This is a genomic window from Thioclava sp. ISO4 (assembly GCF_058105145.1).
The window spans coordinates 1,763,667-1,788,267 of record NZ_CM176571.1; the positions used below are offsets into that span (position 1 = coordinate 1,763,667).

24 protein-coding genes are annotated in these 24,601 nt (G+C 63.6%); 16 read left to right on the top strand and 8 right to left on the bottom strand.

The annotated features are described in order from the left end of the window. Positions 1–1,299, top strand: coding sequence for a urate hydroxylase PuuD (locus AC2TZ7_RS08710; RefSeq protein WP_489866608.1), 1,299 nt, complete (start codon positions 1–3; stop codon positions 1,297–1,299). A gap of 42 nt (positions 1,300–1,341) precedes the next feature. Here the strand turns inward: AC2TZ7_RS08710 and AC2TZ7_RS08715 are convergent, their stop codons facing one another. Then, positions 1,342–3,948, bottom strand: a complete 2,607-nt coding sequence (locus AC2TZ7_RS08715; RefSeq protein ID WP_489866609.1) for a methyl-accepting chemotaxis protein — start codon at positions 3,946–3,948, stop codon at positions 1,342–1,344. A gap of 221 nt (positions 3,949–4,169) precedes the next feature. Between AC2TZ7_RS08715 and AC2TZ7_RS08720 the strand changes: the two genes are divergently transcribed. The 6 genes from AC2TZ7_RS08720 to AC2TZ7_RS08745 all read left to right on the top strand — a co-directional run bounded on the left by AC2TZ7_RS08720 (position 4,170) and on the right by AC2TZ7_RS08745 (position 8,721). Continuing rightward, entirely contained in the window at positions 4,170–4,799 is a 630-nt protein-coding gene (locus AC2TZ7_RS08720; protein ID WP_489866610.1) for an ATP-dependent Clp protease proteolytic subunit, read from the top strand. 118 nt (positions 4,800–4,917) lie between these two features. Beyond that, positions 4,918–6,183 carry an ATP-dependent Clp protease ATP-binding subunit ClpX gene (gene clpX, locus AC2TZ7_RS08725; RefSeq protein WP_489866611.1) on the top strand — a complete coding sequence of 422 codons (1,266 nt, stop codon included), beginning with the start codon at positions 4,918–4,920 and terminating at the stop codon, positions 6,181–6,183. Positions 6,184–6,314: 131 nt separating this feature from the next. Continuing rightward, entirely contained in the window at positions 6,315–7,385 is a 1,071-nt protein-coding gene (locus AC2TZ7_RS08730) for an acyltransferase family protein (protein ID WP_489866612.1), read from the top strand. A gap of 71 nt (positions 7,386–7,456) precedes the next feature. Next, entirely contained in the window at positions 7,457–7,831 is a 375-nt protein-coding gene (locus AC2TZ7_RS08735) for an NADH:ubiquinone oxidoreductase subunit NDUFA12 (RefSeq protein WP_489866613.1), read from the top strand. A gap of 12 nt (positions 7,832–7,843) precedes the next feature. Further along, positions 7,844–8,314: an outer membrane lipid asymmetry maintenance protein MlaD gene (gene mlaD, locus AC2TZ7_RS08740; protein WP_098410450.1), complete on the top strand. Its 471-nt coding sequence runs from the start codon at positions 7,844–7,846 to the stop codon at positions 8,312–8,314. Continuing rightward, a complete protein-coding gene (locus tag AC2TZ7_RS08745; protein WP_098410451.1) occupies positions 8,311–8,721 on the top strand; it encodes a DUF2155 domain-containing protein in 411 nt (136 codons plus the stop codon). The genes mlaD and AC2TZ7_RS08745 overlap by 4 nt, the downstream gene beginning before the upstream one ends. Here AC2TZ7_RS08745 and aat read toward each other — a convergent pair. Beyond that, complete coding sequence (aat, locus tag AC2TZ7_RS08750) at positions 8,685–9,323, bottom strand: leucyl/phenylalanyl-tRNA--protein transferase (RefSeq protein ID WP_489866614.1); 639 nt, start codon at positions 9,321–9,323, stop codon at positions 8,685–8,687. The two genes, AC2TZ7_RS08745 and aat, sit on opposite strands and share 37 nt — an antisense overlap. 71 nt (positions 9,324–9,394) lie before the next feature. Between aat and AC2TZ7_RS08755 the strand changes: the two genes are divergently transcribed. After that, positions 9,395–10,105, top strand: coding sequence for a DUF1698 domain-containing protein (locus AC2TZ7_RS08755; protein ID WP_489866615.1), 711 nt, complete (start codon positions 9,395–9,397; stop codon positions 10,103–10,105). Between the two features lie 45 nt (positions 10,106–10,150). Here the strand turns inward: AC2TZ7_RS08755 and accC are convergent, their stop codons facing one another. After that, positions 10,151–11,494 (bottom strand): acetyl-CoA carboxylase biotin carboxylase subunit, encoded by a 1,344-nt coding sequence (gene accC / locus AC2TZ7_RS08760; RefSeq protein ID WP_098410454.1) that lies wholly within the window; start codon positions 11,492–11,494, stop codon positions 10,151–10,153. Between the two features lie 10 nt (positions 11,495–11,504). Then, positions 11,505–12,011 (bottom strand): acetyl-CoA carboxylase biotin carboxyl carrier protein, encoded by a 507-nt coding sequence (gene accB / locus AC2TZ7_RS08765; RefSeq protein WP_098412453.1) that lies wholly within the window; start codon positions 12,009–12,011, stop codon positions 11,505–11,507. A 294-nt stretch (positions 12,012–12,305) separates the two neighbouring features. On the opposite strand from accB, the gene AC2TZ7_RS08770 reads away from it, so the two are divergent. Both AC2TZ7_RS08770 and preA read left to right on the top strand, forming a co-directional pair. Beyond that, complete coding sequence (locus tag AC2TZ7_RS08770; RefSeq protein ID WP_489866616.1) at positions 12,306–13,649, top strand: NAD(P)-dependent oxidoreductase; 1,344 nt, start codon at positions 12,306–12,308, stop codon at positions 13,647–13,649. A 3-nt stretch (positions 13,650–13,652) separates the two neighbouring features. Then, positions 13,653–14,954 (top strand): NAD-dependent dihydropyrimidine dehydrogenase subunit PreA, encoded by a 1,302-nt coding sequence (gene preA, locus AC2TZ7_RS08775; RefSeq protein ID WP_489866617.1) that lies wholly within the window; start codon positions 13,653–13,655, stop codon positions 14,952–14,954. 10 nt (positions 14,955–14,964) lie between these two features. On the opposite strand, the gene AC2TZ7_RS08780 is transcribed toward preA, so the two are convergent. Continuing rightward, positions 14,965–15,606, bottom strand: coding sequence for a hypothetical protein (locus AC2TZ7_RS08780; RefSeq protein WP_489866618.1), 642 nt, complete (start codon positions 15,604–15,606; stop codon positions 14,965–14,967). 112 nt (positions 15,607–15,718) lie between these two features. Next, positions 15,719–16,369: a TetR family transcriptional regulator C-terminal domain-containing protein gene (locus tag AC2TZ7_RS08785; RefSeq protein WP_489866619.1), complete on the bottom strand. Its 651-nt coding sequence runs from the start codon at positions 16,367–16,369 to the stop codon at positions 15,719–15,721. A gap of 202 nt (positions 16,370–16,571) precedes the next feature. Here AC2TZ7_RS08785 and aptA point away from each other — a divergent pair, with 202 nt between their 5' ends. Beyond that, positions 16,572–17,897 (top strand): omega-aminotransferase AptA, encoded by a 1,326-nt coding sequence (gene aptA / locus AC2TZ7_RS08790; protein WP_489866620.1) that lies wholly within the window; start codon positions 16,572–16,574, stop codon positions 17,895–17,897. Positions 17,898–18,130: 233 nt separating this feature from the next. On the opposite strand, the gene AC2TZ7_RS08795 is transcribed toward aptA, so the two are convergent. Then, positions 18,131–18,730 (bottom strand): VOC family protein, encoded by a 600-nt coding sequence (locus AC2TZ7_RS08795; protein ID WP_489866621.1) that lies wholly within the window; start codon positions 18,728–18,730, stop codon positions 18,131–18,133. Positions 18,731–18,903: 173 nt separating this feature from the next. Here AC2TZ7_RS08795 and AC2TZ7_RS08800 point away from each other — a divergent pair, with 173 nt between their 5' ends. Next, a complete protein-coding gene (locus tag AC2TZ7_RS08800; protein ID WP_489866622.1) occupies positions 18,904–19,755 on the top strand; it encodes a hypothetical protein in 852 nt (283 codons plus the stop codon). Positions 19,756–19,759: 4 nt separating this feature from the next. On the opposite strand, the gene AC2TZ7_RS08805 is transcribed toward AC2TZ7_RS08800, so the two are convergent. Beyond that, positions 19,760–20,422 (bottom strand): TetR family transcriptional regulator C-terminal domain-containing protein, encoded by a 663-nt coding sequence (locus tag AC2TZ7_RS08805; protein WP_489866623.1) that lies wholly within the window; start codon positions 20,420–20,422, stop codon positions 19,760–19,762. A 127-nt stretch (positions 20,423–20,549) separates the two neighbouring features. Between AC2TZ7_RS08805 and AC2TZ7_RS08810 the strand changes: the two genes are divergently transcribed. The 4 genes from AC2TZ7_RS08810 to AC2TZ7_RS08825 all read left to right on the top strand — a co-directional run bounded on the left by AC2TZ7_RS08810 (position 20,550) and on the right by AC2TZ7_RS08825 (position 24,567). Beyond that, positions 20,550–21,800, top strand: a complete 1,251-nt coding sequence (locus AC2TZ7_RS08810) for a Zn-dependent hydrolase (RefSeq protein WP_098410462.1) — start codon at positions 20,550–20,552, stop codon at positions 21,798–21,800. Between the two features lie 101 nt (positions 21,801–21,901). Further along, complete coding sequence (gene hydA / locus AC2TZ7_RS08815) at positions 21,902–23,353, top strand: dihydropyrimidinase (RefSeq protein ID WP_489866624.1); 1,452 nt, start codon at positions 21,902–21,904, stop codon at positions 23,351–23,353. 6 nt (positions 23,354–23,359) lie between these two features. Then, positions 23,360–23,782, top strand: coding sequence for a VOC family protein (locus AC2TZ7_RS08820; protein ID WP_098410463.1), 423 nt, complete (start codon positions 23,360–23,362; stop codon positions 23,780–23,782). Beyond that, entirely contained in the window at positions 23,779–24,567 is a 789-nt protein-coding gene (locus tag AC2TZ7_RS08825; protein ID WP_489866625.1) for an ABC transporter ATP-binding protein, read from the top strand. The genes AC2TZ7_RS08820 and AC2TZ7_RS08825 overlap by 4 nt, the downstream gene beginning before the upstream one ends. Positions 24,568–24,601 lie beyond the last annotated feature (34 nt).

Here is a 24,601-nt window from a genome sequence, read left to right on the forward strand (position 1 = left end):
ATGGATTATACGTTTTTTCTGGAATGGGTGCAGTTCGCGGTGCGCTGGCTGCATGTGATCACCGCGATCGCGTGGATCGGGTCGTCCTTCTATTTCATCGCGCTTGATCTGGGGCTGGTGCCCGAGCCCGGCGCCCCCAAGGGGGTGCATGGCGCGGCCTGGCAGGTCCATGGCGGCGGCTTTTACCATATTCAGAAATATCTCGTGGCGCCTGCGCAGATGCCCGACCGGCTGACCTGGTTCAAATGGGAAAGCTACATGACGTGGCTTTCGGGCTTTGCGATGATGGTGGTTCTGTATTGGACACAGGCGCAGTTCTACCTGATCGATCCGCGGGTGATGGAGCTGCCCGTGTGGGGGGCGATCCTGATTTCGATCGGCTCGCTCGCGCTGGGTTGGCTCCTCTACGACCTGATCTGCAAGTCGAGCTTTGGCGAGAACAACACGCGGCTGATGCTGGGGCTCTATGTCATTCTCGTCGCGATGGCTTGGGGCTATACGCAGGTCTTCTCCGGCCGTGCGGCACTGCTGCATCTGGGCGCCTTCACCGCGACGATCATGACCGCGAATGTGTTCCTGATCATCATTCCGAACCAGAAGATCGTGGTCGCCGATCTCATGGCGGGGCGCACGCCCGATCCGAAATACGGCAAGATCGCCAAGCAGCGCTCGACGCATAACAACTACCTGACGCTGCCGGTCATCTTCCTGATGCTGTCGAACCATTATCCGCTGGCCTTCGCGAGCGCGTATAACTGGCTGATCGCCTCTCTGGTGTTCCTGATGGGCGTGACGATCCGGCATTTCTTCAACACCCATCACGCCCATAAGGGGAAACCGTGGTGGACATGGGGGGCGACCGCGGCGCTGTTCGTCGCGATCGTCTGGTTGTCCTCGATTCCGAAAGCGGATGCTGGTGAGGACATGGAGGGCAGCGCGATGCTTACCCCCTTCGAACAGCGCTTCGCCGCAGCGCCCGGTTTCGACGAGGTGAGCGGGATCGTCATGGGGCGCTGTTCGATGTGCCATGCGAACGAGCCCGGCTATGAAGGGATCGGTCACGCGCCGAAGGGCATCAAGCTGGAGACGCCGCGCGAAATCGCCGCCGCTGCACGGCAGATCTATGTGCAGGCCGGGCTGACCGATGCGATGCCCCCCGCGAATTTGAGCTACATGGAGCCGCAGGAGCGTGCCGCCATCCGGGCTTGGTTCCGTGCGGGCGAGGCCGGGACGCAAGGCGAAGGCGAGACGGATCGGGCGGAGGCCACGATCGCTGCGCCCCATCCCCACGCGTCCTGATTGCCGCCCCGCGTCAAGGCGATCGGCTCTTTCCCTTTTCGCTCAAAAATCCTCCCAATCGTCATCTGTGGGCGGAGGCGGCACCGCCAGCGCGGTGTTGCCCGACACGCTGACCTGCTGAGTCGATTTGGGTCGGGCTGATTGGTGCGGCGCGGATGCAGTGGGCCCGGATGTTTCGGGCAAGGCTTCTACCGCAGCCGCTTCCTCTGCAGGCGACGTGCTCTCGGCTCCCTCATCCGGAGCGGTGTCGCCAAGTTTGAATTGCCCCATCGCCGCGCCGAGTTCCATCGCTTCGCGTTCGAGAACCTGGCTCGCGGCGAGCGCTTCTTCGAACATGGCGGCGTTGTGTTGGGTGACCTGATCGAGCTGCGTTACGGCGGAGTTGATTTCGGTCAGGCCCGCGCTTTGCTCCTGCGTCGCATTTGCACTGTCCGCGACATAGGCGAGCAGATCGGAGACGGAGGACTGGATGCCGCCGAGCGCATCGCCCGCTTGGCCTACGAGGCCGACACCGCGCTTTACCTGCGCCGAGGAGTTCGCGATCAGTTCGGCGATTTCGCGCGCGGCATCAGAGGAGCGTTGCGCGAGTGCGCGCACTTCCGAGGCGACGACGGCGAAGCCGCGCCCGGCCTCGCCAGCGCGAGCGGCTTCCACACCGGCATTAAGGGCGAGCAGGTTGGTCTGGAAGGCGATCTCGTCGATGACGCTGGTGATCCGGCTGATCTGCTCCGAGCTTTGCTCGATTTCCGACATGGCCTGTACGGCCTCTGACACGACATGGCCGCTTTGTTCGGCGCTGCGCCGGGCGGTCTCGACGAGGTCGTTTGCGCGACCGGCAGCGCGGGCGGCAGCCTCGACAGAGGCGGTGATCTCGTTGAGCGCTGCAGCGGTTTCCTCCAACGTGGCTGCCTGCCGTTCGGTGCGCCGCGCCATGTCGTCGGAGCTGGACGAGATTTGCCGCGCTTCGGTGCGGATCGATCCGGCATTGTCGAGCACCTTGCGCATCGCGCCCCGCAAATCGCCGATCGCGCTGTTGAAATCACTGCGCAAAGCCTTGTAGTCGCCTTCGAATTCGGTGGTGATCTCGGCCATGAGGTCCCCGGCAGAGAGCCCGGCCAAGGCCGATTTCAGTGTCTCCACGATGTTCTGTTGGGCGGACATCATCGCGCTGCGCTCGGCCCGCCGGGCTTCGGCTTCCAGATGTTGTTGCGTTCGGTCGCTCGCAAGAACGCTGAACATGACCATCTTGCCGTCCGTGTCGAGGATCGGGTTGACCGAGCCTTCGAGCCAGGCCTGATGGCCGTCGGCGCAGCGCAGCACGAGCATGCCCGCAAAGGGCTGCGGATCGCGCTGGAGAATTTCGCAGACTGGCTGCCCTTCGAAGGTGATCTGACCGGCGACGGACATTCCCTCCATCTTTGCGCGGGGCGCGCCAAAGACCTCGGCAAATGCGTCGTTGACGGAGTCGATCGTGACGTCAGGGCGCAGGTCGACCCGCAGCAGGTTGGCGTCGATCGCGGAAATCAGAGAGGCGTTTCGCTGTTCTTCGGTGATGTTTCGCCATTGCGAGACATGGCCGATTTTCTCCCCCGCCTCGTCGATGACGGGGCTGACGAGGGCGAGAATCGCCCCGGCACGCATCCGTCCTTCGAGCGTGAGCGTGTCGCGCGCGCCATCGTCGAGGGCGGCGGCCGTTGTCGTGCCCGCTGGCAAGATGAGATCCGCGCGCGTTCCCAAGAGCTTGTCGGGATCGAAATCCGGGTTGTGGGCGCGAATTTCCGCGGCGAAGGGGCGCAGCAATTCCGCGGCCGCCTCATTGGCGAAGGTGATGACGTGGTCGTTGTTGGTGAGAATGATCGCGACCGTGGCGCTTTCGAGCGCGGCGCTATGCATCCGTGCCGCACGGTTATGCGATTCGGCGGTCGCGAGCTCGGACTGGAAGGTCCCCAGAGCGCGGGCGATCGCGCCGATTTCGTCGCGGCGACCGGTGGCGGGGATGTCCGTATCGAGTTGTCCCCCGGCCACGGAACGCATCGCCTCCGTCACACGGGTGAGGGGGCGGGTGATCAGCCAGCGTACGCCCAGCATCACACCGCCGAGAATGCCCGCGAAAATCAACGCCGTGAAAGAGAGGTTGCGCACCATGTCCTTCTGCGCGCGAGCGATGGCGGGGGCCGGACTCCAGCGCAGGGCAATCGCGGCGATCGGCGGATCCTCCGGGGAAATGCGCAGCGGAATCGTCTCGCTCAGCCCATCTGCCGAGATCGCCCTGTCGTTGGCCTCAAGCGCGCTTTGGGCCAGAGCGACAAGCGCGGGATCGGGCGCGCCAGCCTCGGTCAAAACGGTGCCGCGTCTGTTGAGCGCAATCGCGGATTGGCCAGCGCCGTCCGAGCCCGTAAGCACGTTCTCTAGCTCATGCGTCGCATCCGCGATCCGCCCCGTGATCAGCGCATCCGTTACCGAATCGCCGAGCATCGGCAGGATCTGGTCGAGATGTGCCCGCGCCGCCTCATTGGCGCGACGATGGTTCGAATTGATCGTGAGCAGCGTCATCAACGCCGCGAACACGATCCCCGCGATCGCGATCAGGATCAGCAATTTGAGCATCACGGTGTGCCAGGCGCTTGCACCAGCCTCGGATTTGGACATGTCCGCCTCATTTTTCCACACGGGCGCATTCCCGCAAAATCGCCGACACGCTACGTCCAGACCCTTTCGATGCGATTAACACGCACCCGCAACCGCCAATATTTGCGCCGCGGCAGCACTTCGCACGGGGTCAGCGCCCTTGAAGGTCCCCGATGCGGTCACTAAGACTTCTGTAAAGATCACACGCTATGAACAGCGTCGAACGACCAGGAAGGGCCGAGATGAAAGATCCCCACGAGTTTTACATGAACACGCTGGTGCCGATGGTGGTCGAGCAGACCTCGCGCGGCGAGCGTGCCTACGACATCTACTCGCGCCTGCTGAAAGAGCGCATCATCTTCCTGTCGGGCCCCGTTCATGACGGCATGTCGACCCTGATCTGCGCGCAGCTTCTCTTCCTCGAGGCCGAGAACCCGAAGAAAGAGATCGCGATGTATATCAACTCGCCGGGCGGCGTGGTGACGAGCGGTCTGTCGATCTACGACACGATGCAATACATCAAGCCGAAGGTCTCGACCCTGGTGATCGGGCAGGCGGCGTCGATGGGCTCGCTGCTGCTGACCGCGGGCGAAAAGGGAATGCGCTTCTCGTTGCCCAACAGCCGCGTCATGGTGCACCAACCCTCGGGCGGCTATCAGGGTCAGGCGACCGACATCATGATCCACGCCCGCGAGACCGAGAAACTGAAGCGTCGCTTGAACGAAATCTACGTCAAGCACACTGGCAACGACTACGACACGATCGAGGCTGGCCTCGAGCGCGACAACTTCATGTCCGCCGAGGAAGCGAAGTCCTGGGGTCTGATCGACGAGATCCTCGAGAGCCGCGCCAGCGACGACGGAGAAAAGTGATCCCCCGGCTTAACTTCGGGGCGATTTTGACATTGAGGTGACGGTTGGCCTGTCCTAGTCTTGATGGGACAGGCCAATTCACGAAGCCCGGGGGCAGCCCGGGCAGCAGAGGTAAGAGATGGCGAACTCGAACGGCTCCGACAGCAAGAACACGCTCTACTGCTCGTTCTGCGGCAAAAGCCAGCATGAGGTCCGCAAGCTGATCGCGGGCCCGACCGTGTTCATCTGTGACGAATGCGTCGAGCTGTGCATGGACATCATCCGCGAGGAGACGAAATCGGCCGGGCTGAAATCCACCGATGGCGTCCCGACCCCGCGCGATATCTGCCAGGTGCTCGACGATTACGTGATCGGTCAGGAACATGCCAAGCGCGTGCTCTCGGTCGCGGTGCACAACCACTACAAGCGCCTCAATCACGGCACGAAGACCGACATCGAACTGGCGAAGTCGAACATCCTGCTGATCGGCCCGACGGGCTGCGGCAAGACGCTTCTCGCCCAGACGCTGGCGCGCATCCTCGATGTGCCCTTCACGATGGCCGATGCGACCACGCTGACCGAAGCCGGTTACGTTGGTGAGGATGTGGAGAACATCATTCTCAAGCTGCTTCAGGCTTCGGAATACAACGTCGAGCGGGCGCAGCGCGGCATCGTCTATATCGACGAGGTCGACAAGATCACCCGCAAGTCGGACAACCCGTCGATCACGCGCGACGTGTCGGGCGAGGGTGTGCAGCAGGCGCTTCTGAAGATCATGGAGGGCACCGTGGCCTCCGTGCCGCCGCAGGGCGGGCGCAAGCATCCGCAGCAGGAATTCCTGCAGGTCGACACGACGAACATCCTGTTCATCTGTGGCGGCGCTTTCGCGGGGCTCGACCGGATCATCGCGCAGCGCGGCAAGGGCTCGGCAATGGGCTTCGGCGCGGATGTGAAAGACAGCGAAGACCGCAACATTGGCGAGCTGTTCAAGGATCTCGAACCCGAAGACCTGCTGAAATTCGGCCTGATCCCGGAATTCGTCGGCCGTCTGCCGGTCATCGCGACGCTCACCGATCTCGACGCCGAGGCGCTGGTGACCATCCTGACCGAGCCGAAGAACGCGCTGGTGAAACAGTATCAGCGTCTCTTCGAGATCGAGGGCGTGTCGCTGACCTTCACCGACGATGCGCTGACCGCCATCGCCAAGAAGGCGATCGAACGGAAGACCGGTGCACGTGGCCTGCGTTCGATCATGGAAGACATCCTGCTCGACACGATGTTCGAACTGCCGGGCATGGAAGAGGTCGAAGAGGTCGTGGTCAACGAGGAGGCCGTGACCCAGAGCGTCTCCAAGCCGCTGCTGATCTATGCCGAAGCCAAGAAAGAAGGCAAATCGGCGAGCTGATCGCGGCGCTGCCAAGAATTGGACAAGGGGCGGGCTTCGGCTCGCCCCTTTGCTTTTACGACATGTTTCTTCTCGCGCGGCGTGGTTTACGCTAATCTCGCGCGCAATTCCCCGCGCAGAAGGGCACTATCATGAGGCAGAGCTTTGCGCCGCTCGCGACGGGGCAGGACAATAATCTAAATCTGATCCGTCTGGTCGCGGCATTCTGCGTGCTCGTGTCGCATGCCTGGCCGATCAGCCTCGGGCCGCAGGCGCTGGAGCCGCTGGAAGCGGCCACCGGCTTCAGCCTCGGCGCTCTTGCGGTCTTCGTCTTTTTCGCGATCTCGGGCTTTCTGATCTCGGCGAGCTTCGAGCGCTCCAGCAGCCCGTGGCGCTACGTCCGCGCCCGCATCGCGCGGATCTACCCCGGGCTGATCATCTCGATTTCTCTGGTGACCTTCATCATGGGGCCGGTTCTCACGCGGCTGTCCCCGATGGACTATCTCGCCTCGACCGACACATGGCGGGCGTGGCTTGGCAATGTGAGCCTGCTCCGGCTCGACTACCATCTGCCCGGCGTGTTCGAGAGCAATCCCTATCCGACCGTCCAGGGCTCGCTCTGGACGCTTCCCGTCGAGATGCGGCTCTATGTGGTCGTGGCGCTGATCGGGGTGCTGGGCCTGTTGCGCAAACCGCTTCCGCTGATGGCGGCTGTCGCGGTGGGGCTTTTCGCGCTGCGCCAGACCGAAGGCTTTGAGTTTACAGGCGCTTATGCGCTCCGCTCGCTCTGGTATCCGGGGCTGCCCTTCTTCCTTGGCATGGCGCTTTACCTGATGCGCGCGCGTATTCCCGCCTCGGCGATCATTGCCCTTGGTCTCGTCGTTCTGGCGGTGATCTCCGCGCATGGCCCTCTGGCGTATCCTGCGATGGCACTCGCCACCTCCTACGGTGCGCTCTGGCTCGCGGGGCTGCCTTCGGGACGTCTGCGCGAGTTCAACCGGGTAGGGGACTATTCCTACGGTGTCTATATCTACGCCTTCCCGATGCAGGGGCTGGTCGTGGCGCTCTTGGGCGAGATGGGCCCGCTTTCGAATATCGCGCTCGCCACGCCGATCACCCTCGCGCTCGCGGTGCTGTCTTGGCACTGGGTCGAGCGTCCGGCGATGCGAATTCTGCGCCGCAGGCCAATTCCGCAGGCAAATTCCGCTTCGCAGACGCCCTGATCCCCGCACGGGCACTGGACCTCGACGCCCCAGCGGATATAACAGGCGAGACGCATTGCGGAGGTTGCCCCATGAAGTTTCTGCTTCGAATTCTCACCTGGTGGAACGGCTCGACCGTCGGCACGCAGCTTTTCACCGCGCGCAAGGGCGTGAAAGTTGGCGAGGACGAGCAAGGCAATATCTATTACCGCACCAAGGACGCCAAGCGCCGCTGGGTGATCTATAACGGTGAAAGCGAAGCGAGCCGTATCCCGCCGGATTGGCATGGCTGGATGCATTTCACTTATGACGAGCCGCCGACCGACAAGCCGCTGGCCCATAAGCCTTGGGAAAAGCCGCATGAGGAGAACCACACCGGCACCGAAGCGGCCTATGTGCCGCCGGGGTCGATTCGCCTCGCGTATCCGGTCGAGCGCCGCGATTACGAGGCTTGGCAGCCCGAGTAAGGCCACCCCGCTATGAGCGAAAACCGCACCGAGATCATCACCGGCGCGATCGTGCTGGTCGTGGCCCTGGGCTTTCTGGTCTGGGCAGGGCGCGGCATGGGCATCGGCGCCGATGGGGGCTCTTATCCGCTGCATGCCTCCTTCCGCTCGATCGGGGGCGTTGTGCCCGGCACCGATGTGCGGCTTGCAGGCGTGAAGGTCGGGACGGTGACGGATGTCGCGCTCAACCCGAAGACCTTCTTCGCGGACACCACGATTTCGGTGAAGAACGGCGTCGCGCTGCCCGAGGATACGGTGATTGCCGTGACCCAAGACGGGCTCCTCGGCTCGAATTATATCGACTTGATCCCGGGCGGGGCGATCGACGACCTCAAGCCCGGCGACGAAATTCTCGACACGCAAAGCGCGGTCTCGATGCTGAACCTGATGCTAAAATTTGCAGGTGGCGGCAGTGGCGACGGCGCAGGGGAGGGGGCGCAATGATCCGCGCTTTGGTTTTGATCGCGGCGCTCGTTCCGGGGCTCGCTGCGGCGCAGGACTTCACGCCAGCGACGCCGGATGACCAGATCCCGCAAAATGAGCCCGCGAAAGGGCTCGCCGATGGCACGGGTGCGATGCTGCGCGGGCTCGACAAGGTCTCGGGTGTGGCTTCGGATATCAATCTGAATGTCGGGCAGAGCGTGAAATACGGGTTCATCACGGTGACGCTGCGCGAATGCCGCTACCCGGCCGATGATCCGTCCTCGGATGCCTATGCCTATGTGACGGTGACCGAAGAGGACAAGCCGCAGCCCGATTTCGCAGGCTGGATGATCGCGTCCAGCCCCGCGCTCTCGGCGCTCGATCACCCGCGTTACGACGTCTGGGTCATCCGCTGCAAAAGCGACTGAGGCGCGGGGATCGCGCCTTCCGTGAAATCGCATTCCCGCGTCAGCGCCTGAGCCAGACTCGCGCGATATTCGATCCGGGTCACTTCGATCGCGCCCATCGAGGCCAGATGCGGCGTGATGTATTGCGTGTCGAGCAGGGTGAACCCGGTCTGGCGCAGCCGGTCCACCAGATAGGTCAGCGCCACTTTCGAGGCATTGGGCCGCCGCGAGAACATGCTCTCGCCGAAAAACGCGCCGCCCAATGTGATCCCGAAAATGCCGCCCGCGAGGTCACCGTCCTGCCAGACCTCCAGACTATGCGCGAAGCCTGCTGCGTGGAGCTGATCGTAGAGCGTGAACAGCGGGCCGTTGATCCATGTCTCGTCGCGGTCGGCGCAACCTTCGACCACGCCACGAAATGCAGCATTTGTTGAAATGCTGTAATCCCCGCGCCGGATAACCTTCGCCAGAGAGCGCGAAATGTGGAATTTGTCCAAGGGGACGATCCCGCGCAGAGCCGGGTCGAACCAATGCAATTGCGGATTGTCGCGGCTTTCGGCCATCGGAAAGATGCCCTGCGCATAGCCCGCCAAAAGTAGTTCCGCGCTCAACCTGTCCGTCATTATCTTGCCCGGTTTTCCCGTTACGCCTAGGCTCGCCAACAAGATGAACCAGAGCGGGGCCGAGCGCAAATATGGGTTTCTACGATTTCCTCCCCGAGATCGACCGATACGCCGAAGATCCCGGTACGGTGGAGCGGATGAACCTGCGCCACAAGATGATCATCAAGCCGCTGGAACAGGAGATCGCTGGCAAGCGCGTGCTCGATCTGGCGGCGCATGACGGTCGCTGGGCCTATGCTTTCGCGGCGGCAGGTGCCTCGGAAGTGGTGGGAATCGAAGGCCGGCAGGAACTGATCGACCGCTTCGACCAATTCCCCCGCGCGCATCTGCGCGAGAAGGTGAAGCTGATCTGCGACGACATCTTCGACGGGATGCAGAAGCTGATCGACGCGGGCGAGCGCTTCGACGTCGTGGGCGTCCTCGGTATTCTCTACCACGTCATGGACCATTTCCGGCTGTTCCAACTGGTGCGGCAACTGGGGCCGGAACTGGTGATCGTGGACAGCGAATTCGCGCAGCGCCCCGGTCCGGTGATCCTGCTGATGCGCGAGCGCACCGATAACGAGCTGAACTCGATTCCGCAGATCGAGGGCCAGGAAAAGGCGCTGATCGGCATTCCCTCCTTCCCGGCGATGAGTGCGATGGCCGATGTGCTCGACTACGACTGTCATTGGCTGGATTGGGACCAGATCGGGCAAGGCCAGCGGCAGCATATCGGGGATTACTATCGCCCTAAGGACAAAGAGAAAAAGCGCGGCACCTGCCTGCTGACCCCGAAATGAAAAACGCCCCCGAAACCGGGGGCGTTTTCGTAAATCTCGAACCGATTAGAGGTTCTTTTCGAGCCACCGTTCGAGCCAGTGGATCGAGTAGTTGCCGCTCTGGATATCGGGCTCCTGAAGGAGCGCGTTGAACAGAGGCACGGTGGTGTCCACCCCGTCCACGATCAGCTCGCCAAGCGCGCGATGCAGACGCTGCAGCGCCTCGTGGCGGTCGCGACCGTGCACGATCAGCTTGCCGATGAGGCTGTCGTAATAGGGCGGGATCGAATAGCCGTCATAGAGCGCGCTATCCATCCGCACGCCAAGGCCGCCCGGCGCGTGGTAATGGGTGATCTTGCCGGGGCAGGGCGCGAAGTTCGGCAGCTTCTCGGCATTGATCCGCACTTCGATCGCGTGGCCGCGGATCGAGAGCGTGTCCTGATCGAATTCCATCGGCTCGCCGGCTGCGACTTTGATCTGCTGGCGCACCAGATCGACGCCAAAGATCGCCTCGGTCACCGGATGTTCCACCTGAAGACGGGTGTTCATCTCGATGAAGTAGAACTCGCCATCCTCGTAGAGGAACTCGATCGTGCCCGCGCCGGAATAGCCCATCTCACCGATCGCGTTGGCGCAGATGCTGCCGATACGGGCGCGCTCTTCAGGGGTGATCGAGGGGCCGGGGGCCTCTTCGAGCACCTTCTGGTGGCGGCGCTGGAGCGAGCAGTCGCGCTCGCCCAGATGGACGCCGCGGCCCTTGCCGTCGCCGAAGACCTGCACCTCGATATGGCGCGGCTTCTGCAGGTATTTCTCGATATAGACTTCGTCATTGCCGAAGGCGGCTTTCGCCTCGGAGCGCGCGGTGCGGAAGGCGACCTCGAGCTCTTCTTCGGATTTCGCGACCTTCATCCCGCGACCGCCGCCGCCAGCGGTGGCCTTGATGATGACGGGGTAGCCCATGTCACCGGCGATCTGCTTCGCGGCCTCGGTGTCGGGCACGCCACCCGCAGAGCCCGGAACGACCGGAATGCCAAGGTTCTTCGCGGTTTCCTTCGCGGTGATCTTGTCGCCCATGATGCGGATATGGGCGGCCGACGGGCCGATGAAGGTGATGCCGTGATCCTCGAGCACCTGCACGAAGGCGGCATTCTCGGACAGGAACCCGTAGCCCGGGTGAATCGCCTGCGCGCCCGTGATCTCGCAGGCCGCGACGATAGCGGGCACCGAGAGATAGGATTGCGTCGAGGAATTCGGGCCGATGCAGACCGATTCATCGGCCATGCGCACATGCATCGCGTCCGAATCCGCCGTCGAATGGACCGCGACCGAGGCGATCCCCATCTCGCGGCAGGCACGGATCACGCGCAGCGCGATCTCGCCCCGGTTGGCGATCAGGATCTTGTCGAACATACCGGCCCCCTTATTCGACGATCATCAGGGTCGAACCGTATTCGACCGGCTGACCGTCATCGACGAGGATGCGCTTGACCGTGCCCGATTTCGGGGCGGGGATGTGGTTCATGGTTTTCATCGCTTCGACGATCATCAGCGTCTGGCCTTCCTTGACCTGATCGCCGACCTTCACGAAGGCCGATGCGCCCGGCTCGGGCGAGAGGTAGGCGGTGCCCACCATCGGCGAGGCCACGGCGCCGGGGTGATCGGCGGGGTCTTCGACCGGCACGGGCGCGGATTGCTCGGCGGCTGCGGATTGCGCGGCCGGGGCCGCTGCGGGCGCCGGAGCGGGGGCTGCTGCGGGCGCGGGGGCTGCAGCATGCACGATGTTGGTCTGTTTCGACACCCGCACTTTCAGGCTGTCATCTTGCGCGTAATCGCGCGTCACGGCGATTTCCGTCAGCTCGTTCGCGTTGAGCAGTTCGGCAAGGGCCTGAATGAAGGCCACGTCGTTGTCACGGGTATTTTTGGTCATGCGGTCCTCGAAGGGTGCTTTGAAATGGAGCCCATTCTGCGGGGCTCTTTGGTGCTGGAGGCGGTTATACGCGAGGTAACGCGCGGTGAAAAGCCGCATCGGCCGTCCTGATGTCAGGGTTTCGCGATCTCGTGATTGCCCGATAATTGAGCAAGGGTGGGGTAGGGGGCGCTGAACTACCGGGCAATCGGGCGGGAATTGGCGACCCGCCGCACTGCGGCATATTTTACCACTTGATAAAATTCAATCCTGTGCGAGCGTAGGGAACAAGAAAAACTGACAGGGAGCCCGCAAGTGTCCAATAGCCAGCTCACCGAAGGGATCGCGCCAGCACGGCTCGACCCGGAAAGCTACTGCACCAATTTCGCCGATCACGCGCCGCCGCTGGGGACGCAAGAAGCCCGCATCGCGGCTGATCGCTGCTATTTCTGCTATGATGCGCCATGCATGGAGGCATGTCCGACCGCGATCGACATTCCGCTGTTCATCCGGCAAATCTCGACGGGAACGCCGGGAGCCGCGGCGAAGACGATCTTCGATCAGAACATCATGGGCGGCATGTGCGCCCGCGTCTGTCCGACCGAGAATCTCTGCGAAGGCTCCTGTGTCCGCATGGATTCGGAAGGCGAGCCGGTCGAGATCGGCGCGCTGCAGCGTTTCGCGACCGATACGCTGATGGCCAAGCAAAGCCACCCCTACACCCGCGCCGAGCGCACGGGGAAATCGGTGGCGGTCGTTGGGGCCGGGCCTGCGGGTCTCGCCTGTGCGCACCGTCTCGCGATGAAGGGCCACGAGGTCACCGTTTATGACGCGCGCTCGAAGCCGGGCGGGCTCAACGAATACGGTATCGCCAGCTACAAAGCGCCGGGCGGGTTCGCGCAGGCGGAGGTCGACTGGCTGATGCAGATCGGCGGGATCACCATCGTCGAGAACTGGCAGCTGGGCCGCGCAGGGGACGGCGATCTCGCCGAACTTCTGGGCGATTACGACGCGGTCTTCCTTGGGATGGGGCTGTCGGGCGTGAACGCGCTGCGCCTCGAGGGCGAGGACAAAGACGGCATCCGCCCCGCGACCGAGTTCATCGCGGAGCTGCGTCAGGCCTCCGATCTGGCCGAGCTGCCGATCGGGCGCGACGTGGTCGTGATCGGCGGCGGCATGACGGCGGTCGATGCCGCGGTGCAGTCGAAGCTGCTGGGCGCTCTGAACGTGACCCTCGTTTATCGCCGCTCGCGCAGCGAGATGCCCGCCAGCACGGTCGAGCAGGAGCACGCGCTCACCCATGGCGTGAACATCATCGAGAACGCCGCCCCCATCGCCATTCATGGCAACGGCGTAGTGCGTCAGGTCGAATTCGCCTACACGAAGAAGGGCCCCGACGGTCTGGAAATGACCGACGCGACCTTCAAACTGTCCGCCGATCAGGTCTTCAAGGCGATCGGTCAGACGCTGGGCGACATGCCTCCGAAGGTCGAAGTCGCGGGCGGCAAGATCAAGGTGGACGGCGCAGGCCGCACCTCGGTCGAGCGGGTCTGGGCGGGGGGCGATTGCACCCATGCCGGAGAAGACCTGACCGTGACGGCGGTCGCGCAGGGGCGCGATGCGGCTGAAGAAATCCACCAATTCCTGATGGAGGGCTAAGAGATGGCCGATCTGACTTCTGAATTCATCGGTATCAAATCCCCCAACCCGTTCTGGCTCGCCTCCGCACCGCCGACGGACAAGGAATACAATGTCCGCCGCGCTTTTGAAGCTGGTTGGGGTGGGGTCGTGTGGAAGACGCTGGGCTCGGAGGGTCCGCCCGTCGTCAACGTCAACGGCCCGCGTTATGGCGCGATCTATGGCGCGGATCGCCGTCTGCTCGGTCTCAACAATATCGAGCTGATCACCGACCGTCCGCTGCAGACCAACCTGCGCGAGATCAAGGCGGTCAAGCAGGATTACCCGGACCGTGCGATCATCGTCTCGCTGATGGTGCCCTGTGACGAGGATAGCTGGAAGGCGATCCTGCCGCTGGTCGAGGAAACCGGCGCCGACGGGATCGAGCTGAACTTCGGCTGCCCGCATGGCATGGCCGAGCGCGGCATGGGCTCTGCGGTGGGGCAGGTGCCCGAATATATCGAGATGGTCACCCGCTGGTGTAAGCAATATTGCAGCCTGCCGGTGATCGTGAAGCTCACGCCCAACATCACCGATATCCGCCGCCCGGCGGAGGCCGCCAAGCGCGGCGGGGCCGATGCGGTCTCGCTGATCAACACGATCAACTCTATCACCTCGGTCGATCTGGACGATTTCGCGCCGGAACCCACCATCGACGGCAAGGGCACCCATGGCGGCTATTGCGGTCCGGCGGTGAAGCCGATCGCGCTGAACATGGTGGCCGAGATCGCGCGCGATCCCGACACGGCCGGTCTGCCGATCTCCGGCATCGGTGGTGTGACCACCTGGCGCGATGCGGCAGAGTTCATGGCGCTCGGGGCTGGCAATGTGCAGGTCTGCACGGCGGCGATGACCTATGGTTTCAAGGTCGTGCAGGAAATGATCTCGGGGCTGAGCGATTACATGGATCGCAAGGGCTTCACCTCGACCTCCGAACTGGTGGGCCGCGCGGTGCCGAACGTGACCGATTGGCAGTATCTCAATCTCAACTACGTCACCAAGGCCGAGATCAATCAGGACGATTGCATCAAATGCGGTCGCTGCTACGCCGCTTGCGAAGACACGTCGCACCAGGCGATCGCCGTGACCGAAGACCGCGTCTACTCGGTCAAGGACGAGGAATGCGTGGCCTGTAACCTCTGCGTCGAAGTCTGCCCGGTCGAATGCATCACGATGCGCAAGATGGACAAGGGCGAGGTGGATCCGCGCACCGGCGAGACGGTCGGCGATTACGCCAACTGGACGAGCCATCCCAACAACCCCTCGGCTGCGACGGCAGCCGAGTAAGGGCAGGGGCCTAGCGGGTCACGTCGAGGTTCGGCGCGACCTGCGGGGCAACCTGAGACCATCCCTCCTGCGACGCGCCGCTCCGATGATCGGAGGGCGCGTCGTTTTTTTCTTCCGCCTGCGGCGCAGGCTCGTCGCGCGCCTCCTTGGCGGTGTCGGGCGCTTTGACCTCCGCGCGCTCCTCCGCCGATGTGTCGGTGGTCTGGAGCGTGTCGGCGGGCTGCACGGGCTCCGGGGTCGGGGCATCCGAGGTGTCCACGAGATCCGGCGCGGCCCAAAGCGCGGCGGCCTGAGCTTCGAGCGGCGTGACCTCGAATGTCGGGATCGGGCCGGTCAAGGCGTCGGGGTCGGGACGTGCGTCCCCATCGCGTTTGCCAAGTGAGCGGGACGGTTGGCTTGCATCCTCCGTGCCCCGATCCTGCCCTTCCTCCTTCAACGCGCTGGCGCCGCGCGCCGCGCGCGCTTCCAAGGCGCGCACCTGCTGCGCGCGATCCTGCGATGTTTGGGTGTCTACATTCGCGCCGAGGCCGCCGTTGGTATTGGCCGCATTCGCCGCCGCCTCCACCGTGCTGGCAGGCGCTGTCTTCGGGGCCGCCACCGTCAACAGGGGCGACCACCCGACCTGAGGCATCAACCCCGAAATCCGGTCCATCCCGAGCTCCATATTCCTGCGCCCCCACGCATCGTCAGACTGCGCCGGGGGCGTTACCGGACCGTTAAGATCAGGCAGAAAATCCGGGGATAGTTACGGAAGGCTTAACCGCTTACGGGGCGAGCAGCCGCGCGAAGAGCATATCGAGGAACGGCGCCGCCTCTTCGATCGGGTCCTTGCCCGGGCCGAGCACCGCACGCACCTGCGTGTCGAAATCGGCGTAATGCTGGGTGAGCGCCCAGATCGAGAAGATCAGGTGATGCGGATCGACCGGGGCAAGACGCCCCTCGGCGATCCAGCCCTCGATCACCTTGGCCTTCTCGTCCACCAAGGTCTTGAGATCGGTGGACAATCCCGCGCCCATCCGGGGCGCGCCCTGCAAGACCTCGTTGGCAAACAGGCGGCTTTCGCGCGGCATCTCGCGGCTCATCTCGAGCTTGCGGCGCATGTAGCGCATGATTTCCTCGCGCGGCTCGCCTGCGGGGTCAATCGCGCGCAGCGGCGCAAGCCAGATATCGAGAAGCCCTTCGAGCAGCGCCGCGTGGATCGCCTCTTTCGAGGGGAAGTAATAGAGCACGTTCGGCTTGCTCAGCCCGGCTTCCGCCGCGATCTGGTCGAGCGTCGCGCCGCGGAACCCATGCGCAGAGAACACGTCCAGCGCCGCCTCGAGAATCTTGCCGCGATTGACCTTCTGTATCCGGGTCAGCGGGCGCTTGCCGTCATCGTCGCTGGTGAAGTCGCGCGGGTCGAGGTCGTCTGCCAAATATTCGTCTCCCAGTTCGTGTTTTATGTTAACCGAAGCGTTACTGCGGGATCAATCGCTACGGGGCAGCAGAGTGCGCTTTTAGAGCGCATTGAAGGCCGCTTGACTGGTTCCTAAGCTGTGCTAGCGTGAGTCTGACCGTTCGGTCAAACTAGACAATCCGGCCGCGTCTCGACCCGGCCGCCCGACCGGAGTTTTTCCCATGGCGCTCGACCGCAAGTCCCCCAACGATCTTAACGCTTTCTGGATGCCCTTCACGGCGAACCGCCAGTTCAAGAAGAACCCGCGCATGTTCGTGGGCGCGAAGGATATGCATTACACCACTTCGGACGGGCGTCAGGTGCTCGACGGCACGGCCGGTCTGTGGTGCTGCAACGCGGGCCATTGCCGCCCGAAGATCACCGAGGCGATCCAGAAACAGGCGGCCGAGCTCGATTACGCGCCCGCTTTCCAGATGGGCCACCCGATCGCGTTCGAGCTGGCCAACCGCATCCTCGACATCGCGCCCGACGAGATGGCGCATGTCTTCTACACCAATTCCGGCTCTGAATCGGTCGAGACCGCGCTGAAGCTCGCCATCGCCTATCACCGTGCGCGCGGCGACGGCGCCCGCACCCGTCTGATCGGGCGCGAGCGCGGCTATCACGGCGTGAACTTTGGCGGCATCTCGGTCGGCGGCATCGTCACCAACCGCAAGGTCTTCGGTCCGCTCGTGCCGGGCGTCGATCACCTGCCGCACACCCATCTGCCCGAGGAGAACCGCTGGTCGAAAGGCTGCCCCGAGCATGGCGCGCATCTGGCCGACGATCTCGAGCGCATCATCGCGCTGCATGGCGCAGAGACCATCGCGGCTGTCATCGTGGAGCCGGTCGCGGGGTCGACCGGCGTGCTGCTGCCGCCGAAAGGCTACCTGCAGAAGCTGCGCGACATCACCAAGAAGCACGGCATCCTGCTGATCTTCGATGAGGTGATCACCGGTTTCGGCCGCACGGGCGCGGCCTTCGCCGCCGAGAAATACGGTGTCGTGCCGGATATGATGACCACCGCGAAGGGCCTCACCAACGGCGTGATCCCGATGGGCGCGGTGCTGGCGACGGCCGAGGTTCACGACGCCTTCATGAACGGCCCCGAGCACATGATCGAGCTGTTCCACGGCTACACCTATTCGGGCAACCCGATCGCCGCTGCCGCCGGGATCGCGACGATCGAGACCTATCGCGAAGAGGGCCTGTTCGAGAGGGCCGCCGAGCTTGCCCCCTATTGGGAAGAGGCGCTGCATTCGCTCAAGGGCGTGCGCAACGTGATCGACATCCGCAACGAGGGTCTGATCGGCGCGGTCGAGCTGGAGCCGATTGCGGGCGAACCCACGAAGCGCGCCTTCTCGGCCTTCCTGAAGGCCTATGAGAAAGGCATCCTGATCCGCACCACCGGCGACATCATCGCGATGAGCCCGCCGCTGATCATCTCGAAAGAGCAGATCGATCAGCTGGTCGGCACGCTCAAAGAGGTGCTCGAAGAGGTCGAGTGATCGGGCTCCAGCTGAGATGACAAGACGGCCGCGCAGGGTTGCGCGGCCGTTTTCTATTTCGGGTGGCTGAGGGCCCGGGGCGACCAGCCCAGGGCCGCGCCCGACCTCCCCCCGGGAGGGCGCATTGGCGATGTCGTCGCGGGCATATCTGTCTTGCGGGCTTGCGAGATTAAGTGCCTGACCACAGGTGACGCGACGCGCCCACCCGAGGTCGGGCGCGGCCCTCACTGCGCCTACTCAATATGGGGTCCCCAATACGGGTTCTTCGCCCCGCGATCCTCGCTCAGCGATTGCTGCGAGCGTTCCACGATCATCTCGATCGCATCGGCCAGATGCTCCTCGCCGATCGCCTCGTCGCCGCGCGCGACCCGGATGCGATGCGCCTCGATCATCACCTCGGCATGGGATGATCCGCGCGGCGGCTCGAACTTGTAGGTCGCCAGTTCGATCAGCAGCCCCAGCGGATCCTTGAAATAGATCGAATCCATGAAACCGCGATCCTTCACGCCGGAATGCGCGATCCCGCGCGCATCGAGCCGCGCCACGACCTGCCGATGCGTCGCCATCGAGACGTTGAAGGCGAGGTGATGCACGCAGCCCGGATCGGTGGGCGTGCGGTCATGAACCGGCTTGCGGCTCTCGTTGGTGAAAACGGTAATCAGCCGCCCGTCGCCCGGGTCGAAATAGAGATGCCCCTCGTCGGCATTGTCCAGATTGGGTTGATCGAAGATGAACGGCATCCCGAGCAGCCCTTCCCAGAAATCGATCGAGCTCTGCCGGTCCGCTCCGGTCAGCGTGATGTGATGGACGCCCTGCACCTGCATCTTGCGCATGTCTGTCTCCCTATCTCTCTTGCGACCAAGTTAACCCATGCTGGGCGCAGGTCTAGAAACAGGATCTGTGCGGTGCCGCGCGAAACCCCGCCGAGCGCTGCCACGCCAAGCTGCTCGATCTTGTGGTGGCGGGGGCGGCGATTATGTTGCGCAGCAATGTCCGGAGACTTGCGATGCTGCGCCTAGCCTTTTTCCTCGCCCTGATCTGCCCGCTGCCCGCAATGGCAGAGCTGGTGCCCTGCGAGACCTCCATTCGCGGCAAGACCTATTCCTACGTCTATGACGCGGAGAACACGGCGCTGAAGGAAAGCCGCTCGCTGCGCGAGAAGCTGTTCGGCGAGAAAGGGGAGGTGACCTGCCCGGCGCTGGTCACCCTGCGCGCGCTGACGCCCGAGATGGACGACGAAAGCCGCGCCCCGTTCTGTCTGCAATGGGACAAGGAGGCCGAGACCTATCTGGGCTACGACCGGGGCGAGCGCGACGCCTACGGGCTCTGCCGCAAACCCTCGAAAAGCATCTGCGAACGTATCAAGGGCACCGCGAAGGCCGCAGGCGATCTGCGCGACGAGGCCGAAAGCGCCGTGGGCGATGCGGCGAGCAAGGTTCTGGGCAAGAAAATCGGCGGCATGATCGTCTCGGATCAGGCCGACAGCCTGCAAAAGAAGCTGCGCGATGCGGGGCTTGGCGTGCTGGCTGGGGCCTCGGCGCCAGCCCTCGCGGCCACGGCGGTGGTCGTGGGCGGCGCGATTTACGTCTGTTCGGATACCGGCGCGGAGGCGGTGGGGCTGGAGGCCGATCCGGTCGAGCCGACCTCGGATGGGGCGGAGCTCCTGGGCGCGAAACTGCCCGAAACACATCTGCCCGCGGGCGTGGCCGGGGCACCGCTGCGCCCGGTCGAGACCGAGACGCTGCCTGCCGCGCCCGAGGCGTCAGACGACGCCTCGCAAGCCCCGGCGCCGGAGGCAAAATCGGATGTCGCCCCCGTCGGCGCGCCGAATATCACCGCCGACCCAAAGGCGAATTGAGCGGTCAGCTCACGCCGATCCCGCGCAGGACGATGCTTTTCACGCAGGTCTTCGCGTCCTCCCACTGAGCGTCACTCAGCGGCGCCCCGTCGTTCAAGGTCTCGATCTGATGCGAGAAATCCGCGTAGTGCTGGGTGGTTGCCCAGAGCATGTAGAGCAGGTGATGCGGGTCGACCTCGGCCATCTTGCCTTCCGCGATCCAGCGCCGGATGATCACCGCGCGGCCCTCGGTCCAGTCGCGCAGCGTCGTCTCCAGGTAATCCTGAATCACCGGCGCGCCATGCATCACCTCTGACGCCCAGACCTTCGAGCCGTTCGGGTGATTTCGCGAAATCTCCATCTTGGCGTCGATATAGGCCCCGATCCCTTCGGCCGGTCCGCTGGCCTCATCGAACACATCCGCCGCTTCCAGCCAGATGTTGAAGATACGTTCCACGACCCGGCGATAGAGCGACTCTTTCGTCTCGAAATAGTAATGCAGATTGGCTTTCGGCAGCCCGGCCACATCCGCGATCAATTGCATCGTGGCGCCGCCGAATCCGGCCTCGGCGAAGACCGTTTCGGCGGCTTTCAGGATCGCCTCTTCGGTGGCGCGCCGCGCCTCGGCGCGGCTGCCGCGGCTCGCTTGCCCATTTTTTGTGCGCTTGCCGCTCTCATCATCTTTCATTCAAAATACGTCCTGATTTTTGTTGACCGAATGGTCAGACCGTGGCCCACTCAACCTGACCATACGGTCAGAAAAAGATTCGTCGCAAGAGGGGATAACCCCCACGCAGCCGACAGGGAGTTATGAAATGTCAGCACCCGGAGAAAACCTCCGCATCAATCCCGATCGCCTTTGGGACAGTCTCATGGAGATGGCCAAGATCGGTCCCGGCGTCGCCGGGGGCAATAATCGCCAGACCCTCACCGATGCGGATGCCGAAGGCCGCGCGCTGTTCCAGAAATGGTGCGAAGACGCCGGTATGACGATGGGCGTCGACACGATGGGCAATATGTTCGCCACCCGCGCAGGCGAAGACCCCGATGCGCTGCCGGTCTATATGGGCAGCCACCTCGACACGCAGCCCACCGGCGGCAAATACGACGGTGTCCTCGGTGTGCTCGGCGCGCTGGAGGCGGTGCGCTCGATGAACGATCTCGGCATCAAGACCAAGCATCCGATCGTCGTGACCAACTGGACCAACGAAGAGGGCACGCGCTTCGCTCCGGCGATGCTCGCCTCGGGTGTCTTCGCAGGCATCCATACGCAGGACTGGGCCTACGATCGCGAAGATGCGGAAGGCAAGAAGTTCGGCGACGAGCTGAAGCGTGTCGGCTGGGTCGGCGACGAAGAGGTCGGTGCGCGCAAGATGCATGCGATGTTCGAGTTGCATATCGAGCAGGGCCCGATCCTCGAAGCCGAAGGCAAAGATATCGGCGTCGTCACGCATGGGCAGGGCCTCAGCTGGACTCAAGTGACCATCACCGGCAAGGATGCGCACACCGGCTCCACCCCGATGCCGATGCGCAAGAATGCGGGCCTTGGCATGGCGCGCGTGCTGGAACTGGTCGACGAGATCGCCTGGTCGCACAAGCCGCACGCGGTGGGCGCGGCTGGCCATATCGACATCTACCCGAATTCGCGTAACGTGATCCCCGGCAAAGCCGTGTTCACCGTCGATTTCCGCTCGCCCGATCTGAGCGTGATCGAGGATATGGAAAAACGACTGCGCGAGGGGGCGAAAAAGATCTGCGACGAGATGGGCCTTGAGGTGGAATTCGAGAAGACCGGCGGCTTCGACCCGGTCACCTTCGATCCGGCCTGCGTGAGCGCCGTGCGCAGCGCCGCCGAGCGTCTGGGCTATTCGCATCGCGACATCATCTCGGGCGCGGGCCACGATGCCTGCTGGATCAACGCGGTCGCGCCGACGGCGATGGTGATGTGCCCCTGCGTCGACGGGCTGAGCCATAACGAGGCCGAGGATATCTCCAAGGACTGGGCAGGCGCGGGCGCCGATGTGCTGTTCCACGCCGTGCTGGAAACCGCGGAAATCGTAAGCTGATACGGGCGGAGGAGGGGGCGCTGCCCCCTCGGCGCTATGCGCCTCACCCCCGGGATATTTGAACCAAATCGAAGGCGGAAGACCTTCGTGGGAGGTAAACAATGACCAAAGTCATCAAGAACGGAACCATCGTCACCGCCGATCTGACCTACAAGGCGGATGTGCTGATCGACAGCGGCAAGATCATCGAGATCGGTCCGAAGCTGAAAGGCGACGAAGAGATCGACGCGACCGGCTGCTATGTGATGCCGGGCGGGATCGATCCGCACACCCATCTCGAGATGCCCTTCATGGGCACCTATTCCAGCGACGATTTCGAATCCGGCACCCGCGCGGCGCTGGCGGGCGGCACCACGATGGTCGTCGATTTCGCGCTGCCCGCGCCGGGCGAGGGCCTTCTCGAGGCCCTCAAGCGCTGGGACAACAAGTCGACCCGCGCGCATTGCGACTATTCTTTCCACATGGCGATCACCTGGTGGAGCGAGCAGGTCTTCAACGAGATGAAGCAGGTCACTGAGCGCGGCATCAACACCTTCAAGCACTTCATGGCCTACAAGGGTGCGCTGATGGTGAATGATGACGAGCTCTATTCGAGCTTCAAGCGCTGCGCCGAGCTGGGCGCGATCCCGCTGGTCCATGCCGAGAATGGCGATGTCGTGGCGGAGCTGTCCGCAAAACTGCTGGCCGATGGCAATAACGGCCCCGAGGGTCACGCCTATTCGCGCCCACCGCAGGTCGAGGGTGAGGCCACCAACCGCGCGATCATGATCGCCGATATGGCAGGCGTGCCGCTTTATGTCGTGCACACCTCCTGCGAGGAGAGCCACGAAGCGATCCGCCGCGCCAAGATGCAGGGCAAGCGCGTCTGGGGCGAGCCGCTGATCCAGCACCTGACGCTCGACGAGAGCGAGTATTTCGACAAGGATTGGGACCACGCCGCACGCCGCGTGATGTCGCCGCCCTTCCGCAACAAGCAGCATCAGGACAGCCTCTGGGCGGGTCTGGCGTCGGGCTCGCTCTCGGTGGTCGCGACCGATCACTGCGCCTTCTCGACCGAGCAGAAGCGCTATGGCGTGGGCGATTTCACCAAGATCCCGAACGGCACCGGCGGTTTGGAAGACCGGATGCCGATGCTCTGGACCTATGGGGTCGAGACGGGCCGGATCACGATGAACGAATTCGTGGCCGTCACCTCGACCAATATCGCGAAGATCCTCAACGTCTATCCGAAGAAGGGCGCGGTTCTGGTCGGTGCGGACGCCGATCTCGTGGTCTGGGATCCGGAAGCGACCAAGACGATCTCGGCCAAAACCCAGCAATCGGCCATCGATTACAACGTCTTCGAGGGCAAAGAGGTCAAGGGCCTGCCGCGCTACACGCTCAGCCGCGGTGTCGTGGCCTGGGCCGATGGCAAGATCCAGACGCCCGAGGGCCATGGCGAATTCGTCGCGCGCGATCCGGGCATGCCGGTGACCAAGGCTCTGTCCACCTGGAAAGAGCTCACCGCGCCGCGTCCGGTCGAACGCAGCGGTATCCCGGCGACCGGGGTATAAGGCTTCATGGCGGCCCCGGTCAGTTCCGGCGTTTTGGAGGCTGCGGTCTATGTCGAGGATCTCGACGCGACCGAAGCCTTCTACGGCGGGCTGCTGGGGCTCGAGCGGCTAACCCGTCGCGACGGGCGGCATGTCTTTTTCCGCTGTGGCGACAGCGTGATCCTGACCTTCATCGCTCAGGCCACGCGGGAGCCACCCGACCCGGAGGCGGCGCTGCCCGTTCCACCGCATGGCGCGGTCGGACCGGGGCATGTATGTCTCGCGGCAGAAGCGGAACAACTGAACGAATGGGAACGACATTTGAGGGACAATAACGTGGAGATTGAGGCCGACTTCTATTGGCCGAACGGGGCGCGGTCGATCTACCTGCGCGACCCGGCGGGCAACAGCGTCGAGATTGCGGATAAAACCCTGTGGAGGCGCGGATGACGGCAGCACCGGTAATTCAGGCCCGCGGGCTCAATCTGACTTTTCAGACGGGGGACGGTTCGGTTCACGCGCTGAAAGATATCGATCTCGATATCGAGAAGGGCGAATTCGTGAGCTTCATCGGCCCGTCGGGCTGTGGCAAGACGACCTTCCTGCGGTGCATCGCGGCACTCGAGACGCCCACGGGCGGCTCGCTGACCGTGAACGGCATCTCACCGGAAGAAGCCCGCAAGGCGCGCAGCTACGGCTACGTATTCCAGGCGGCGGGTCTTTACCCTTGGCGCACGATTGCAGGGAACGTGAAACTTCCGCTGGAAATCATGGGCTATTCCAAGGCGCAGCAGGAAGAGCGTGTTGAAAAAGTGCTCTCGCTGGTCGACCTCGAAGGCTTCGGAAAGAAGTTCCCCTGGCAGCTCTCGGGCGGCATGCAACAACGCGCCTCGATCGCGCGGGCGCTGGCCTTCGATGCCGAGATCCTGCTGATGGACGAGCCCTTCGGCGCGCTCGACGAGATCGTGCGCGACAAGCTCAACGAGGAGCTTCTCAAGCTCTGGTCGGCCACCAACAAGACGATCGGCTTCGTGACGCACTCGATCCCGGAAGCGGTCTATCTGTCGACCAAGATCGTGGTGATGTCGCCCCGTCCGGGCCGCATCCACGAGGTGATCGAGAGCACGTTGCCGAAAGGGCCGCGTCCGCTCGACGTCCGCGACAGCGAGGAATTCCTGCAGATCGCGCACCGGGTGCGCGAGGGGCTTCGGGCGGGGCATGCCTATGATGAATGACCGCATGACCGACACCCGGACCGGGCGGGCCTGC

Excerpts from the sequence above, each read along its gene's own strand:
- AC2TZ7_RS08710 (WP_489866608.1), top strand. The coding sequence starts at position 1 with ATGGATTATACGTTTTTTCTGGAATGGGTGCAGTTCGCGGTGCGCTGG.
- AC2TZ7_RS08715 (WP_489866609.1), bottom strand. The coding sequence starts at position 3,948 with ATGTCCAAATCCGAGGCTGGTGCAAGCGCCTGGCACACCGTGATGCTC.
- AC2TZ7_RS08720 (WP_489866610.1), top strand. The coding sequence starts at position 4,170 with ATGAAAGATCCCCACGAGTTTTACATGAACACGCTGGTGCCGATGGTG.
- clpX (WP_489866611.1), top strand. The coding sequence starts at position 4,918 with ATGGCGAACTCGAACGGCTCCGACAGCAAGAACACGCTCTACTGCTCG.
- AC2TZ7_RS08730 (WP_489866612.1), top strand. The coding sequence starts at position 6,315 with ATGAGGCAGAGCTTTGCGCCGCTCGCGACGGGGCAGGACAATAATCTA.
- AC2TZ7_RS08735 (WP_489866613.1), top strand. The coding sequence starts at position 7,457 with ATGAAGTTTCTGCTTCGAATTCTCACCTGGTGGAACGGCTCGACCGTC.
- mlaD (WP_098410450.1), top strand. The coding sequence starts at position 7,844 with ATGAGCGAAAACCGCACCGAGATCATCACCGGCGCGATCGTGCTGGTC.
- AC2TZ7_RS08745 (WP_098410451.1), top strand. The coding sequence starts at position 8,311 with ATGATCCGCGCTTTGGTTTTGATCGCGGCGCTCGTTCCGGGGCTCGCT.
- aat (WP_489866614.1), bottom strand. The coding sequence starts at position 9,323 with ATGACGGACAGGTTGAGCGCGGAACTACTTTTGGCGGGCTATGCGCAG.
- AC2TZ7_RS08755 (WP_489866615.1), top strand. The coding sequence starts at position 9,395 with ATGGGTTTCTACGATTTCCTCCCCGAGATCGACCGATACGCCGAAGAT.
- accC (WP_098410454.1), bottom strand. The coding sequence starts at position 11,494 with ATGTTCGACAAGATCCTGATCGCCAACCGGGGCGAGATCGCGCTGCGC.
- accB (WP_098412453.1), bottom strand. The coding sequence starts at position 12,011 with ATGACCAAAAATACCCGTGACAACGACGTGGCCTTCATTCAGGCCCTT.
- preA (WP_489866617.1), top strand. The coding sequence starts at position 13,653 with ATGGCCGATCTGACTTCTGAATTCATCGGTATCAAATCCCCCAACCCG.
- AC2TZ7_RS08780 (WP_489866618.1), bottom strand. The coding sequence starts at position 15,606 with ATGGACCGGATTTCGGGGTTGATGCCTCAGGTCGGGTGGTCGCCCCTG.
- aptA (WP_489866620.1), top strand. The coding sequence starts at position 16,572 with ATGGCGCTCGACCGCAAGTCCCCCAACGATCTTAACGCTTTCTGGATG.
- AC2TZ7_RS08795 (WP_489866621.1), bottom strand. The coding sequence starts at position 18,730 with ATGCGCAAGATGCAGGTGCAGGGCGTCCATCACATCACGCTGACCGGA.
- AC2TZ7_RS08800 (WP_489866622.1), top strand. The coding sequence starts at position 18,904 with ATGCTGCGCCTAGCCTTTTTCCTCGCCCTGATCTGCCCGCTGCCCGCA.
- AC2TZ7_RS08805 (WP_489866623.1), bottom strand. The coding sequence starts at position 20,422 with ATGAAAGATGATGAGAGCGGCAAGCGCACAAAAAATGGGCAAGCGAGC.
- AC2TZ7_RS08810 (WP_098410462.1), top strand. The coding sequence starts at position 20,550 with ATGTCAGCACCCGGAGAAAACCTCCGCATCAATCCCGATCGCCTTTGG.
- hydA (WP_489866624.1), top strand. The coding sequence starts at position 21,902 with ATGACCAAAGTCATCAAGAACGGAACCATCGTCACCGCCGATCTGACC.
- AC2TZ7_RS08820 (WP_098410463.1), top strand. The coding sequence starts at position 23,360 with ATGGCGGCCCCGGTCAGTTCCGGCGTTTTGGAGGCTGCGGTCTATGTC.
- AC2TZ7_RS08825 (WP_489866625.1), top strand. The coding sequence starts at position 23,779 with ATGACGGCAGCACCGGTAATTCAGGCCCGCGGGCTCAATCTGACTTTT.